A 13494-nucleotide genomic window follows, 5' to 3' on the forward strand; every position below is an offset into this window, starting at 1 on the left:
ATCAGCCCTCCGAGGGAGCGAGGCGCTTGAGCTCCGCCTCCGTGGACTTGAGCAGGTCGTTCCAGGACGCCTCGAACTTCTCCACGCCCTCGTCCTCCAGGACCTTTACGACCTCGTCGTACGAGATCCCGAGCTTTTCGGTCGCCGCCAGGTCGGCCTTGGCGGCGTCGTACGTCCCGCGCACCGTGTCGCCGGTGATCCCGCCGTGGTCGGCGGTGGCCTCCAGAGTGGCCTCGGGCATGGTGTTGACCGTGCCAGGGGCGACCAGCTCGTCGACGTACAGGGTGTCCTTGAAGGCCGGGTCCTTGACGCCGGTCGAGGCCCACAGCGGACGCTGCTTGTTGGCGCCGGCCTTGTCGAGGGCGGCCCAGCGCTCCGAGGAGAAGACCTCCTCGTACGCCTGGTAGGCCAGTCGGGCGTTGGCCAGTGCGGCCTTGCCCTTGAGGGCCTTGGCCTCGTCCGTGCCCAGCTTCTCCAGGCGCTTGTCGATCTCGGTGTCCACCCGGGACACGAAGAACGACGCGACCGAGCGGATCAGGGACAGGTCCAGGCCCGCGGCCTTGGCCTTCTCCAGGCCCGCCAGGTAGGCGTCCATGACCTCGCGGTAGCGCTCCAGCGAGAAGATCAGGGTGACGTTGACGCTGATGCCCAGGCCGATCACCTCGGTGATCGCCGGGAGGCCCGCCTTGGTGGCCGGGATCTTGATCAGCGTGTTGGGACGGTCCACCAGCCAGGCCAGCTGCTTGGCCTCGGCGATGGTCGGGACGGTGTGGTGCGCCAGGCGCGGGTCCACCTCGATGGAGACCCGGCCGTCCTGGCCGCCGGTGGCGTCGAAGACCGGGCGCAGGATGTCGGCGGCGTCGCGGACGTCCGCCGTCGTGATCATGCGGATGGCTTCCTCGACGGTGACCTTGCGGGCGGCGAGGTCGGCGAGCTGCTGCTCGTAGCCGTCACCCGAGGAGATCGCCTTCTGGAAGATCGACGGGTTCGTCGTGACACCGACGACATGCTGCTGGTCGATCAGCTCGGCGAGGTTGCCGGACGTGATGCGCTTGCGCGACAGGTCGTCCAGCCAGATCGCGACGCCTTCGTCGGAGAGGCGCTTGAGTGCGTCTGTCATGGGTTCTGCATCTCCTACTTGTCGTGTGCGGGCGTCAGCGCGCGGCGGCTTCGACCGATTCGCGGGCGGCGGAGGCGACCGCGTCGGCGGTGAAGCCGAACTCGCGGAACAGGGTCTTGGCATCGGCCGAGGCACCGAAGTGCTCCAGGGACACGATGCGCCCGGCGTCACCGACGAAGCGGTGCCAGGTCAGACCGATGCCGGCCTCGACGGCGACCCGCGCCCTGACGGACGGCGGGAGCACGCTGTCGCGGTAGGCCTGGTCCTGCTGGTCGAACCACTCGACCGACGGCATCGACACCACGCGGGTGGGCACGCCCTCGGCCTGCAGCTGCTCGCGCGCCTCGACGGCGAGCTGCAGCTCGGAACCGGTACCGATCAGCACGACCTGCGGCGTGGTGCTCTTGCCGTCGGCGTCCTCTGCCTCGAACCGGATGTAACCGCCCTTGGCGGTGTTCTCGTCGGCCGGGTACGTCGGCACGCCCTGCCGGGTCAGCGCGAGGCCGTGCGGGGCCCCCACGCCGTACTCCTTCGTCCAGCGTCCCAGGATCTCGCGCCAGGCGATGGCGGTCTCGTTGGCGTCGGCCGGGCGGACGACGTTCAGGTTCGGGATGGCACGCAGCGAGGCCAGGTGCTCGACCGGCTGGTGGGTCGGGCCGTCCTCGCCCAGGCCGATGGAGTCGTGCGTCCACACGTAGGTCACCGGCAGGTGCATCAGCGCGGACAGCCGGACGGCGTTGCGCATGTAGTCGGAGAACACCAGGAAGGTGCCGCCGTAGACCCGGGTGTTGCCGTGCAGCGTGATGCCGTTCATCTCCGCGGCCATGGAGTGCTCACGGATGCCGAAGTGGATCGTGCGGCCGTACGGGTTCGCGCCCGGCAGCGGGTTGCCCTCGGGCAGGAACGACGAGGTCTTGTCGATCGTGGTGTTGTTCGAGCCCGCCAGGTCGGCGGAGCCGCCCCACAGCTCGGGGATGACCGCACCGAGCGCGTGCAGCACCTTGCCGGACGCGGCGCGGGTGGCCACGGCCTTGCCGGTCTCGAACGACGGGAGGTGGTCCTCCCAGCCGGCGGGCAGCTCGCCCGCGGCGACCCGGTCGAACTCCGCGGCGTGCCCGGGGTTGGTGGTGCGCCAGTCGGCGAACCTCTTGCCCCACTCCTTCTCCAGGTCACGGCCGCGGTCGAGGGCGGCGCGGGTGTGCGCGAGCACCTCCTCGGGGACCTCGAAGGACTTCTCCGGGTCGAAGCCGAGGACCCGCTTGGTGGCCGCGACCTCTTCGTCGCCCAGCGCCGAGCCGTGCGCGGCCTCGGTGTTCTGGGCGTTGGGGGCCGGCCAGGCGATGATCGAGCGCATCGCGATGAACGACGGGCGCCCGGTCTCGGCCTTGGCCGCCTCGATGGCGTGGTACAGCGCCTCGGGGTCCAGGTCGCCGTTCGCCTTCGGGGCCACCCGCTGCACGTGCCAGCCGTAGGCCTCGTAGCGCTTGCAGGTGTCCTCCGAGACCGCGGTCTCGGTGTCGCCCTCGATCGAGATGTGGTTGTCGTCCCACAGCATGATGAGGTTGCCGAGCTTCTGGTGGCCGGCGAGCGAGGAGGCCTCGGCGGAGATGCCCTCCTGCAGGCAGCCGTCACCGGCGATGGCGTAGATGTGGTGGTCGAAGGGCGAGCTGCCCTCGGGCGCCTCCGGGTCGAACAGGCCGCGCTCGTAGCGGGCGGCCATCGCCATGCCCACCGCGTTGGCGACACCCTGGCCCAGCGGGCCGGTGGTGGTCTCCACGCCGGTGGTGTGGCCGTACTCGGGGTGGCCCGGGGTCTTCGACTCCCAGGTGCGGAACGCCTTCAGGTCGTCCAGCTCCAGGCCGTAGCCGGCGAGGTAGAGCTGGATGTAGAGGGTCAGGCTGGAGTGGCCCGCGGAGAGGACGAACCGGTCGCGTCCGGTCCAGTTCGCGTCCGCCGGGTCGTGCCGCATCAGCTTCTGGAAGAGAAGGTAGGCGGCCGGAGCCAGGCTCATGGCCGTACCCGGATGGCCGTTACCGACCTTCTGCACGGAATCCATGGCCAGGACACGGACCGTATCCACTGCCCGCTGATCCAGTTCGGTCCACTCGAGATCTGTGGTGGTCGGCTTGGTGCTCACCCTGAGTCAGGGCTCCTCTCCACATGTCGAATGCCGCGGACGGTATGTCCGCCAGGCGGTGTCGAGCCTACCCCCGCAAGTGCGTGCGTCTTTTCGACGCTCAGTCGGTGTTTTCGGCGCTCAGTCGGTGCGTAGGTGTCACGGCACCTGTCGCTTCGGGCAACCACATCAGCACGGGGGGCATTCCCGGCCCTGAGGTGAGGGCCCTACGACCAGACTGCCGGGCGGCGGTCGCGTTCGCCTCCCGAACGCCGGGCGGTCACCGGGGAATAGATGCCGTCGCCCCCGTGGCCCGGCACCCAACACGACCCCACCCCCGCGAAGATCGCCTTATGGCCAACGTCTAAAGTGGCGTGGTACGCGCAAGCCTTTCACCGGGTATTCACGGCCGGACGGGCTTGCAGGCCTTATCTCTTCCGCGGCAGAGGCCGCTGATGTTACTTCCAGGGGTGTGCGTGACGGCCGTCGAATCCCGTCCTGCGGGTGGGGGCACCTCCCACGCCGTCAAGGCTGTGGGGGAGCTCTCCCAGGACCCCGGGAGTCCCGGCGACCGGCCGTTCGGGGCGCGCGTCAAGGCGTTCGTGGCGCTGACCAAGCCGCGCGTCATCGAGCTGCTGCTGATGACCACGGTGCCGGTGATGTTCCTGGCGGCCAAGGGCGTGCCGGATCTGATGCTGGTGCTGGTGACCTGCGTCGGCGGTTATCTCTCCGCCGGCGGCGCCGCCGCGTTCAACATGTACCTCGACCGCGACATCGACGCGCTGATGGACCGTACGTCCCAGCGTCCCCTGGTCACCGGCATGGTGAGCCCCCGCGAATGCCTGGTCTTCGCGACCGCGCTCGCGGCGGGTTCCACGGCCCTGTTCTGGTTCCTCGTCAACCCGCTGTCGGCGATGCTGTCGCTCGGTGCGCTGCTTTTCTATGTCGTCGTCTACACGATGATCCTCAAGCGGCGTACGTCCCAGAACATCGTCTGGGGCGGCATCGCGGGCTGTATGCCGGTCTTCATCGGCTGGTCGGCGGTGACGAATTCCGTTTCCTGGGCCTCGTTCATCCTCTTCCTCGTCATCTTCTTCTGGACGCCGCCGCATTACTGGCCGCTGTCGATGAAGGTCAAGGACGACTACGAGCGCGCCGGGGTGCCGATGCTGCCGGCCGTGGCGGGCAACAAGGTCGTCGCACGCCAGATCGTCGCCTACAGCTGGGTGATGGTGGCCGTCTCGCTGCTGCTGCAGCCGCTGGGCTACACGGGCTGGTTCTACACCGTCGTCGCGGTCGCCTGCGGCGCCTTCTGGCTCAAGGAGGCGCACGGTCTGCAGTCCCGCGCCAAGGCCGGGATCACGGGCGCCAAGCTCAAGGAGATGCGGCTGTTCCACTGGTCCATCACCTATGTGTCGCTGCTGTTCGTCGCCGTCGCCGTGGATCCCTTCCTTCGTTGATTACCGATGGGTAGCATGTCGGTATGGCAGACACCCAGCAGGCGGACGAGCAGACGGAGACGGCGGCCGGCGTGAAGGCCGCGACGCGCACCGACAAGAGGGCCGGCAAGCACGCCGACCGGCTCGCCAAGCAGATCCGCGCCTTCGCCGCCACGCACGGCGGCAGCGCCGAGGGCCAGCTCGCGCACATCGGCCGGGGCCGCACCCGGATCGCGCTCGTCGGGGCCGACGGCGAGTGGGGCAACCTCGTCGCGGACACCTTCGGCTCCGCCAAGGACGCCGCCGACAAGGCCGGCCTCACGCTCCACGACGACTTCGACGGCGACCTCGCCGCCAAGGTCCGCACCGGCCGCTACGAGTGGTCCCGGATGGCGGGCATCCAGGTGGGCGGTCCGGCCAACGGCTGACGATCCGGTGCCGGGCGCCGTGCGCCGGAGCGCACGCCGGAAGCGGAGCCCGATACCTCACCACCTCCTCGCCCGTTAAGCCCACCGGGCGCGGCGCTCCGGCCGCGCCCGGCGGGCCTACGGCGAGGAGGAGCGGATGGACGGCCTTCCACCGCTCATCGATCAGCACAGCCACGGCGCGGTGCACGGTGAGCTCGGTCTCGGCTCCTTCGAGACCCACCTCGCCGCCGCGGTCGGCGCCCACGGCCCGGCCCCCGCCGGCACCAGCTACTTCGACAGCTTCACCGGTCTTGCGATACGCCGCTGGTGCCCCCCGCTGCTCGGCCTGGAGCCGCAGTGCCCGCCCGCCCGCTACCTGGCCCGCAGGCGTGAGGTCGGCGCCTACCGGGCCGGCCGTCTGCTGCTGCGCGGCTCCGGCATCGGCACGTTCCTGCTGGAGGCCGGCACTCCCGGCGCCCTGACCTCGGCCGGCGAACTGGCCACCGCCGCGGAAGCCGGGGCCCACGAGGTCGTCCGGCTCGAACCGCTCGCCGAGCAGGTCGCCGACACCTCCGGCAGCGTCGACTCCTTCCTCGGCTACACCGCCGAGGCCCTGTACGCCGCGGCCCAGCACACCACCGCCTTCGCCTCCGGTGCCACCCACTGCGACGGGCACGCCCCCGAAGCCGGGGAGGTGCGGCGCGCCGCGGACCGCTGGCTGCGCGGCCGCCGTCCGGGGGAGCGGCTGGGGGAGCCCGCTCTCGTACGGCATCTGCTGTGGAGCGCCGTGGCGACCGGTCTGCCGGTGCAGCTGCACTGCCCGGATCCGCGGCCGCTGGCGGGCTTCCTGCGCGCCACGGCCGGCATCGGCTCGGCTCTCGTCCTGCTGCCGCGGGTGCCGCACCACCGGCGGGCGGCGGAGCTCGCCGCGGTGCACGCCCATGTGTACGCCGACGCCGGACCCCGCCCCGAGGACACGCTCGGCCGGGCGCCGTTCGGCAAGCTGCTGTTCTCCTCGGGTGCCCGCGGGCTGCCCGAGCTGTATGTGACCGGCGCCCGGTTCTTTCTGCGGGCCATGGGCCGCCTCGTACGGGAGTGGGCCGACGAGGGGCTGTGCGGCGCCGAGGACGGGCGCCGGATCACCGAGATGGTCGGGTCGGGGACCGCGCGCCGGATCTACCGGCTGAGCGCGGAGGCCGGCTGAGGCTCCGGTGCCCCGGTCTCGCCCGCGGGGGCGGGCTCGCCGGGGCCCTCCTCCAGGAGCGGACCGCGGTCGCGCAAGGACAGGCAGACCCGCAGCACACCGACCCACACCAGGGCCGACCCCAGCATGTGGAAGCCGATGACGATCTCGGGCAGGCCCATGAAGTACTGGACGTAGCCGATGACGCCCTGCAGGGCGAGGCAGGCGAGCAGTTCCAGGACCTTCCGGCGCGGGGCGGCCGGGGCCTTGACGGCCCGCAGGGTGAACCACAGGGCGACGGTCAGGCCGACGACGATGTAGACGAAGTCGACGTGCAGCTGGGTGATCTCCTGCCAGTCCAGCGGGATGCGGTGGACCTTCTTCGCGTCGCCCGCGTGCGGGCCCGCGCCGGTGACGACCGTGCCGATGACGGTGAGCGCGGCGGCCGACCCCACCAGCAGCCACGCCAGCTGCCGGACGGGGCGGGCGACCAGCTCGCGTGGCGTCTCGTCGCCCTCGCAGGCGCGCTTCCAGCTCAGCACGGCGACCGTGAGCAGGCCCGTGGCCGCCAGGAAGTGCGAGCTGACGATGTACGGGTTCAGGCCGGTGAGGACCGTGATGCCGCCGATGACGGCGTTGGTCATGACGAGCCAGAACTGCGCCCAGCCGAGGCGGGTGAGCGAGCGGCGCCGGGGGTGACGGGCGCGGGCGGCGATGATGAACACCCCGACGACCACGCACAGCACATCGGTCAGCATGCGGTTGCTGAACTCGATGATCCCGTTGATGCCCATCGCGGCGGTCGGGGTCAGGCTGTCCGGCGTGCACTTGGGCCAGGTCGAGCAGCCCAGTCCGGACTGGGAGAGCCGGACGGCGCCCCCGGTGACGACGATGATCACGGCCATCACGACGGTGGCCAGCGCGGCCCGGCGCACGAAGGCGGCGGACGGCTGCCAGCGGCGGGCGATCAGCTCAAGGGGGTTCAGCGTGTTCGGCACGGGAGACATCGTAGGCGGGGCCTTGTGCAAGTTTTCACGAGGGGTGCGCCGGGTGAGGGACCCGCCGGGAACCGCTCGGCGGCGCGGCCGCCCGGCGGCTCACTCCCAGCGGAAGAAGCGGGCCGCCGCGCCCAGCCCCAGCACCGACCAGACCGCCAGGATGCCCAGGTCCCGCCAGGGGATCTGGGCGCCGTGCTGGAGGACGTCGCGCAGCCCGTCGGACAGCGCCGCGATCGGCAGCAGCCCGAGCACGCTCTGTGCGGCCTGGGGGAACTTGTCCAGCGGGACGATCACGCCGCCGCCGACCAGCAGCAGCAAGAACACCAGGTTGGCCGCCGCGAGGGTGGCCTCCGCCTTGAGCGTGCCGGCCATCAGCAGGCCCAGGCCCGAGAAGGCGGCGGTGCCCAGCAGGAGCAGCAGCACCACCGCGAGCGGGTTGCCGTGCGGGGACCAGCCCAGCGCCAGGGCCACGGCCGTCAGCAGCGCGGTCTGCAGCACCTCGGTGACCAGCACCGCGCAGGTCTTGGCGGTCATCAGCCCCCAGCGCGGCAGCGGCGAGACGGCGAGCCGCTTGAGCACGCCGTAGCGCCGTTCGAAGCCGGTCGCGATGGCCTGGCCGGTGAAGGCGGTCGACAGCACGGCGAGCGCCAGGATGCCGGGCGCCAGGAAGTCCACGGAGCTGCCCGCGCCGCCGGCCGTGTCGGTGGGCACCGCGATGATGTCGACGGCGGAGAACAGCACCAGCAGCAGCGTCGGGATGATGACGGTCAGCAGCAGCTGCTCGCCGTTGCGCAGCAGCATCCTGGTCTCCAGGGCCGCCTGCGCGCGGATCATCCGGGGCAGCGGGGCGGCGCCGGGCCGCGGGGTGAACGTACCGGTGCCGGCGGCGTTGCCGTGCCCGGCCTCGAGAGCGGTCATGCGCGCAGCTCCTTGCCCGTGAGCTCCAGGCTGTGCCTGCCCGGGGGGCGACCCCCGGGCCCCCGGCCGTGGGTGGTGTGGCCGTGATTCATGCGCGCAGCTCCTTGCCCGTGAGCTCCAGGCTGTGCCTGCCCGGGGGGCGCCCCCCGGACCCCCGGCCGTGAGTGGTGTGGCCGTGATTCATGCGCGCAGCTCCTTGCCCGTGAGCTCCAGGAAGACGTCCTCCAGGGTGTGGCGCTCGACGGCTATCGCGTCGGGCATCACGCCGTTCTGGGCACACCAGGAGGCGACGGTGGCCAGCAGCTGCGGGTTGACCTTGCCGTGGACGCGGTAGACGCCGGAGGCCGGTTCCGCGGCGGCGCTGTCGGCGGGCAGCGCCTTGAGGAGCGAGGCGATGTCGAGGCCGGGGCGGCCGGTGAAGCGCAGGCTGTTCTCCGCGCCGCCGCGGCACAGCTCGTCCGGGGTGCCCTGGGCGATCACCCGGCCGCCGTCGATGATCGCCACATCGTCGGCCAGCTGCTCGGCCTCGTCCATGAAGTGGGTGGTCAGTACGGTGCTGACGCCGTCGGCGCGCAGCTCCCGTACGAGGTCCCAGGTGGCGTGCCGGGCCTGCGGGTCGAGGCCGGCCGTCGGCTCGTCCAGGAAGACGAGTTCGGGGCGGCCGACCACGGCCATCGCCAGCGCGAGGCGCTGCTGCTGGCCGCCGGACAGCCGCCGGTAGGGCGTCCGGCCGCAGCTGCCCAGGCCGAGCCGGTCGATGAGCCCGCCGACGTCGAGGGGGTGGGCGTGCAGGGTGGCGGTGTGCCGCAGCATCTCCTCCGCCTTGGCGCCCGGGTAGACGCCGCCGGACTGCAGCATCACGCCGATCCGCGGACGCAGCGCCGCGGCGTCGGCGACCGGGTCCAGGCCCAGGACCCGGACGCGGCCGGCGTCCGGGCGGCGGTAGCCCTCGCAGGTCTCGACCGTGGTGGTCTTGCCGGCGCCGTTGGGGCCGAGCACGGCGGTCACCGCGCCGCGCGCGACGGTCAGGTCGAGCCCGTCCACGGCGGTCTTGGCCCCGTATCGCTTGACCAGGCCGACGATCTCGACGGCAGGCTCTCGTCCGGGGGGCCGGGGGTCGCTCCCCGGGGAGGTGCTGCGCATGGCGGGCAGTCTACGGAGAGTGGCGGGGCGTTCTTCAATGGGGGCGCCGGTGCTTTTCCGCGCCGGGGTACGCAATCCGGCGGTGTGCGGCCCGGGCAATTTCTCCGCGCCGCGCGCCCCGGTGCGCCCCGTCTGGCGGGACCGTCCCGTCGCAGGTCGGCAGTGCTTTCGGGGCTCGGAAGGTACTTGAATTTAGGGCAGCCTAAGTGATAGAGGCCACCCGTCCGTGATCCGGACGAGGCTTGTGTCGCTTCGGCGAATTACGCAACAATGACGTTGTGAAATACGCGAGCGAGGATCAGGAAGGGCCCGCGGTCGACCGGACCGCAGGGCCGGCCGCCTCCGCGCCCGAGCAGACCGCGCAGCCCGGGGCGGGCGCCGCGCCCGTCCCGGCGCCGCACGACGAACAGCAGGGCACCCGCAACCGGGTCGCCCGCTCCATCCTCGACCACGGTCCGTCCACCGCGGCCGAGCTGGCCCTGCGGCTGCGGCTGACCCAGGCCGCGGTGCGCCGGCATCTGGACGCGCTGGCCGCCGAGGGCGTCGTCGAGCCCCGCGAGAAGCGCGTCTACGGCGCGCGTGGCCGCGGCCGCCCGGCGAAGTCCTTCGCCCTCACCGACTGCGGGCGGGACGCCTTCGACCAGGCCTACGACCAGCTCGCCTCCGATGCGCTGCGCTGGATCGCGCAGAGCGCGGGAGGCGGCGAGCAGGGCGAGGCCGCCGTCGCGGCATTCGCCCGCGCACGGCTGGCCGCCCAGGCCGAGGGATACCGCAAGGCGGTCGAGAGCGCGGAGCCCGAGGCCCGTACCGAGGCCCTGGCGAAGGCATTGACCGCGGACGGGTACGCTGCTACGGCGCGCAGCGCCCCCAATCCCCAGCTCGGTGAACAGCTCTGCCAGCACCACTGCCCGGTCGCCCATGTCGCCGAGCAGTACCCGCAGCTGTGTGAGGCGGAGACCGAGGTCTTCTCCCGATTGCTCGGGACCCACGTACAGCGGCTTGCCACCATCGCCCACGGCGACGGGGTGTGCACGACCTTCATCCCGAAGGCCGGTGCCGGCAAGGCCGCTCACAGCACCGCACGCACCAGCAAGACCACCACAGCATCTGCAAGCACGGCCGGGAGGAACCCCGCATGACGCTCCCCACGGAGACTGCTCACCCCGAGCTCGAGGGCCTGGGCAAGTACGAATACGGCTGGGCCGACTCCGACGTGGCCGGCGCTTCCGCGAAGCGCGGTCTTTCCGAGGCCGTCGTCCGCGACATCTCGGCGAAGAAGAACGAGCCGGAGTGGATGCTCAAGCTCCGCCTCAAGGGTCTGAAGCTGTTCGACAAGAAGCCCATGCCGAACTGGGGCTCGGACCTGTCGGGCATCGACTTCGACAACATCAAGTACTTCGTCCGCTCCACGGAGCAGCAGGCCGCCTCCTGGGAGGACCTGCCCGAGGACATCAAGAACACCTACGACAAGCTCGGCATCCCCGAGGCGGAGAAGCAGCGCCTGGTCGCCGGTGTCGCCGCGCAGTACGAGTCCGAGGTCGTCTACCACCAGATCCGTGAGGACCTGGAGGAGCAGGGCGTCCTCTTCCTGGACACCGACACCGCGCTCAAGGAGCACCCGGAGATCTTCCAGGAGTACTTCGGCACGGTCATCCCGGTCGGCGACAACAAGTTCGCGTCGCTGAACACCGCGGTGTGGTCCGGCGGCTCGTTCATCTACGTCCCCAAGGGTGTCCACGTCGACATCCCGCTGCAGGCCTACTTCCGGATCAACACCGAGAACATGGGCCAGTTCGAGCGGACGCTGATCATCGTCGACGAGGACGCCTACGTCCACTACGTCGAGGGCTGCACGGCGCCGATCTACAAGTCGGACTCGCTGCACTCCGCGGTCGTCGAGATCATCGTGAAGAAGGGCGGCCGCTGCCGCTACACGACCATCCAGAACTGGTCGAACAACGTCTACAACCTGGTCACCAAGCGCGCCGTCGCCTACGAGGGCGCGACCATGGAGTGGGTCGACGGCAACCTCGGCTCCAAGGTGACCATGAAGTACCCGGCGGTCTACCTGATGGGCGAGCACGCCAAGGGTGAGACCCTGTCCATCGCCTTCGCGGGCGAGGGCCAGCACCAGGACGCCGGCTCCAAGATGGTCCACATGGCGCCGAACACCTCCTCCAACATCGTCTCCAAGTCGGTGGCGCGAGGCGGCGGCCGGACCTCCTACCGCGGCCTGGTCGAGATCGGCGAGGGCGCCGCGGGCTCCAAGTCCAACGTGCTGTGTGACGCCCTCCTGGTGGACACCATCTCGCGCTCGGACACCTACCCCTACGTCGACGTCCGCGAGGACGACGTCTCCATGGGGCACGAGGCGACCGTCTCCAAGGTCAGCGAGGACCAGCTCTTCTACCTGATGGCCCGTGGCCTGACGGAGTTCGAGGCCATGGCGATGATCGTGCGCGGCTTCGTCGAGCCGATCGCCCGTGAGCTGCCGATGGAGTACGCGCTGGAGCTGAACCGGCTGATCGAGCTGCAGATGGAAGGCGCGGTCGGCTGACCCCCGGCCACCAGGCAGCAACGGATTCACGAGGCAGCGTCCTCTTCAAGAAAGCGAGCTAGACGACAGCCATGGCTGAGGCTCAGAACTCCCCCTCTCCCGGCTCCGCTCGGGCGGGGGGACCCCCACCGGCGGGTTCCATGACCACCGGCTCCATCGCGGTGGCCGCGGAGTCCACCGTCGCCACCCGGATGAGCGCCCCGCCGTCCTACGACGTGGCGGACTTCCCGGTGCCGCACGGCCGCGAGGAGGAGTGGCGCTTCACGCCCCTCGCGCGTCTCAAGGGCCTGCACGACGGCAGCGCCGAGGCGGGCGGTCCCGACCTGAAGATCGACATCACCGCTCCCGAGGGCGTCACCCACGAGCTGGTCGACCGCGCCGACCCGCGGGTCGGCAAGGCCGGCACGCCCGTCGACCGGGTCGCCGCGCAGGCGTACAGCTCGTTCGAGAAGGCGTCGGTCGTCACGGTCCCCAAGGAGACCGTGCTGCCCGAGCCGATCCGGATCACCGTGCACGGCGAGGGCGGCACCGCCTTCGGCCACCAGGTGATCGAGCTGGGCGCGTTCGCCGAGGCGGTCGTCGTCATCGACCACACCGGTGACGCGGTGCTGGCCGCCAACGTCGACTACCTCCTCGGCGACGGCGCCAAGCTGACGGTGGTCTCGGTCCAGGACTGGGACGACACCGCGGTCCACGTCGGGCAGCACAACGCCCTCGTCGGCCGGGACGCCAGCTTCAAGTCCGTGGTCGTCACCTTCGGCGGCGACGTCGTGCGGCTTCACCCGCGTATCAACTACGCCGGTCCCGGTGGCGAGGCCGAGCTCTACGGCCTCTACTTCACCGAGCAGGGCCAGCATCAGGAGCACCGCCTCATGGTCGACCATGAGGCGCCGAACTGCCGCTCGAACGTCACGTACAAGGGCGCGCTCCAGGGCGACGACGCACACGCCGTCTGGATCGGCGACGTCCTCATCCAGGCGTCCGCCACCGGCACCGACACCTACGAGCTCAACCGCAACCTCGTCCTCACCGACGGCGCGCGGGTCGACTCGGTCCCCAACCTGGAGATCGAGACCGGCGAGATCGTCGGCGCCGGCCACGCCTCGGCGACCGGCCGCTTCGACGACGAGCAGCTCTTCTACCTCATGGCCCGCGGTATCCCGGCCGACGAGGCCCGCCGTCTGGTCGTCCGCGGCTTCTTCGCCGAGCTGGTCCAGCAGATCGGTCTCCCGGACGTCGAAGAGCGTCTGATGAGCAAGATCGAGGCCGAGCTGGAAGCGTCCGCGGCATGACGTACGTACGCGCAGCGGCGCTGAGCGAGCTGGAGGAGGACACCCCCAAGCGGGTGGAGCTCGACGGCACGCCCGTTTCCCTGGTCCGCACCGAGGGCGAGGTGTTCGCGATCAACGACATCTGCTCGCATGCGAACGTCTCCCTCTCGGAGGGGGAGGTCGAGGACTGCTCGATCGAGTGCTGGCTGCACGGTTCGAGCTTCGACCTGCGCACCGGCAAGCCGAACGGTCTGCCCGCGACGCGCCCCGTCCCCGTATACCCCGTCAAGATCGAAGGGGACGACGTGCTCGTCTCCGTCACCCAGGAGTCCTGAGTTCCCC

The 13494-nt window shown here is 70.9% G+C and carries 12 protein-coding genes; 7 read left to right on the forward strand and 5 right to left on the reverse strand.

Going from position 1 to position 13494, the window contains the following annotated elements; genetic code table 11:
* Window position 1 precedes the first annotated feature (1 nt).
* The gene (gene tal, locus ACGFR7_RS16910; protein WP_393319154.1) at window positions 2-1120 is read right to left on the reverse strand and encodes a transaldolase; all 1119 of its coding nucleotides are present in this window, start codon (window positions 1118-1120) and stop codon (window positions 2-4) included.
* A gap of 34 nt (window positions 1121-1154) precedes the next feature.
* Window positions 1155-3257: a transketolase gene (tkt, locus tag ACGFR7_RS16915; protein ID WP_393319157.1), complete on the reverse strand. Its 2103-nt coding sequence runs from the start codon at window positions 3255-3257 to the stop codon at window positions 1155-1157.
* 449 nt (window positions 3258-3706) lie between these two features.
* Between tkt and ACGFR7_RS16920 the strand changes: the two genes are divergently transcribed.
* The 3 genes from ACGFR7_RS16920 to ACGFR7_RS16930 all read left to right on the forward strand — a co-directional run bounded on the left by ACGFR7_RS16920 (window position 3707) and on the right by ACGFR7_RS16930 (window position 6286).
* A complete protein-coding gene (locus ACGFR7_RS16920) occupies window positions 3707-4696 on the forward strand; it encodes a heme o synthase (RefSeq protein WP_393319423.1) in 990 nt (329 codons plus the stop codon).
* A 23-nt stretch (window positions 4697-4719) separates the two neighbouring features.
* Window positions 4720-5103, forward strand: coding sequence for a hypothetical protein (locus tag ACGFR7_RS16925; RefSeq protein ID WP_393319160.1), 384 nt, complete (start codon window positions 4720-4722; stop codon window positions 5101-5103).
* A gap of 136 nt (window positions 5104-5239) precedes the next feature.
* A complete protein-coding gene (locus ACGFR7_RS16930) occupies window positions 5240-6286 on the forward strand; it encodes an amidohydrolase (RefSeq protein ID WP_393319163.1) in 1047 nt (348 codons plus the stop codon).
* Here ACGFR7_RS16930 and ACGFR7_RS16935 read toward each other — a convergent pair.
* The 3 genes from ACGFR7_RS16935 to ACGFR7_RS16945 form a co-directional block, all read right to left on the reverse strand.
* Window positions 6259-7263, reverse strand: coding sequence for a heme A synthase (locus ACGFR7_RS16935; protein ID WP_393319165.1), 1005 nt, complete (start codon window positions 7261-7263; stop codon window positions 6259-6261). The two genes, ACGFR7_RS16930 and ACGFR7_RS16935, sit on opposite strands and share 28 nt — an antisense overlap.
* A gap of 99 nt (window positions 7264-7362) precedes the next feature.
* Window positions 7363-8181 (reverse strand): ABC transporter permease, encoded by an 819-nt coding sequence (locus ACGFR7_RS16940; protein ID WP_393319168.1) that lies wholly within the window; start codon window positions 8179-8181, stop codon window positions 7363-7365.
* 180 nt (window positions 8182-8361) lie between these two features.
* Window positions 8362-9324 carry an ABC transporter ATP-binding protein gene (locus ACGFR7_RS16945; RefSeq protein ID WP_393319171.1) on the reverse strand — a complete coding sequence of 321 codons (963 nt, stop codon included), beginning with the start codon at window positions 9322-9324 and terminating at the stop codon, window positions 8362-8364.
* A gap of 278 nt (window positions 9325-9602) precedes the next feature.
* On the opposite strand from ACGFR7_RS16945, the gene ACGFR7_RS16950 reads away from it, so the two are divergent.
* The 4 genes from ACGFR7_RS16950 to ACGFR7_RS16965 all read left to right on the forward strand — a co-directional run bounded on the left by ACGFR7_RS16950 (window position 9603) and on the right by ACGFR7_RS16965 (window position 13487).
* Window positions 9603-10463 carry a helix-turn-helix transcriptional regulator gene (locus ACGFR7_RS16950; protein ID WP_393319174.1) on the forward strand — a complete coding sequence of 287 codons (861 nt, stop codon included), beginning with the start codon at window positions 9603-9605 and terminating at the stop codon, window positions 10461-10463.
* Window positions 10460-11881: a Fe-S cluster assembly protein SufB gene (gene sufB / locus ACGFR7_RS16955; RefSeq protein WP_350250274.1), complete on the forward strand. Its 1422-nt coding sequence runs from the start codon at window positions 10460-10462 to the stop codon at window positions 11879-11881. The genes ACGFR7_RS16950 and sufB overlap by 4 nt, the downstream gene beginning before the upstream one ends.
* Before the next feature lie 71 nt (window positions 11882-11952).
* Window positions 11953-13173 (forward strand): Fe-S cluster assembly protein SufD, encoded by a 1221-nt coding sequence (gene sufD / locus ACGFR7_RS16960; RefSeq protein ID WP_393319177.1) that lies wholly within the window; start codon window positions 11953-11955, stop codon window positions 13171-13173.
* Window positions 13170-13487: a non-heme iron oxygenase ferredoxin subunit gene (locus ACGFR7_RS16965; protein WP_018091858.1), complete on the forward strand. Its 318-nt coding sequence runs from the start codon at window positions 13170-13172 to the stop codon at window positions 13485-13487. Before sufD ends, ACGFR7_RS16965 begins: the two co-directional genes overlap by 4 nt.
* The last annotated feature ends 7 nt before the right edge of the window (window positions 13488-13494 follow it).

Origin of the sequence: Streptomyces sp. NPDC048516 (assembly GCF_043199875.1) — a bacterium.
Lineage (GTDB): Bacteria > Actinomycetota > Actinomycetes > Streptomycetales > Streptomycetaceae > Streptomyces.

What these genes read in the sequence shown, in the direction of transcription:
- sufD (WP_393319177.1), top strand. Translation starts at nt 11,953, where the DNA reads ATGGCTGAGGCTCAGAACTCCCCCTCTCCCGGCTCCGCTCGGGCGGGG.
- ACGFR7_RS16945 (WP_393319171.1), bottom strand. Translation starts at nt 9,324, where the DNA reads ATGCGCAGCACCTCCCCGGGGAGCGACCCCCGGCCCCCCGGACGAGAG.
- ACGFR7_RS16940 (WP_393319168.1), bottom strand. Translation starts at nt 8,181, where the DNA reads ATGACCGCTCTCGAGGCCGGGCACGGCAACGCCGCCGGCACCGGTACG.
- ACGFR7_RS16930 (WP_393319163.1), top strand. Translation starts at nt 5,240, where the DNA reads ATGGACGGCCTTCCACCGCTCATCGATCAGCACAGCCACGGCGCGGTG.
- ACGFR7_RS16965 (WP_018091858.1), top strand. Translation starts at nt 13,170, where the DNA reads ATGACGTACGTACGCGCAGCGGCGCTGAGCGAGCTGGAGGAGGACACC.
- tal (WP_393319154.1), bottom strand. Translation starts at nt 1,120, where the DNA reads ATGACAGACGCACTCAAGCGCCTCTCCGACGAAGGCGTCGCGATCTGG.
- sufB (WP_350250274.1), top strand. Translation starts at nt 10,460, where the DNA reads ATGACGCTCCCCACGGAGACTGCTCACCCCGAGCTCGAGGGCCTGGGC.
- ACGFR7_RS16925 (WP_393319160.1), top strand. Translation starts at nt 4,720, where the DNA reads ATGGCAGACACCCAGCAGGCGGACGAGCAGACGGAGACGGCGGCCGGC.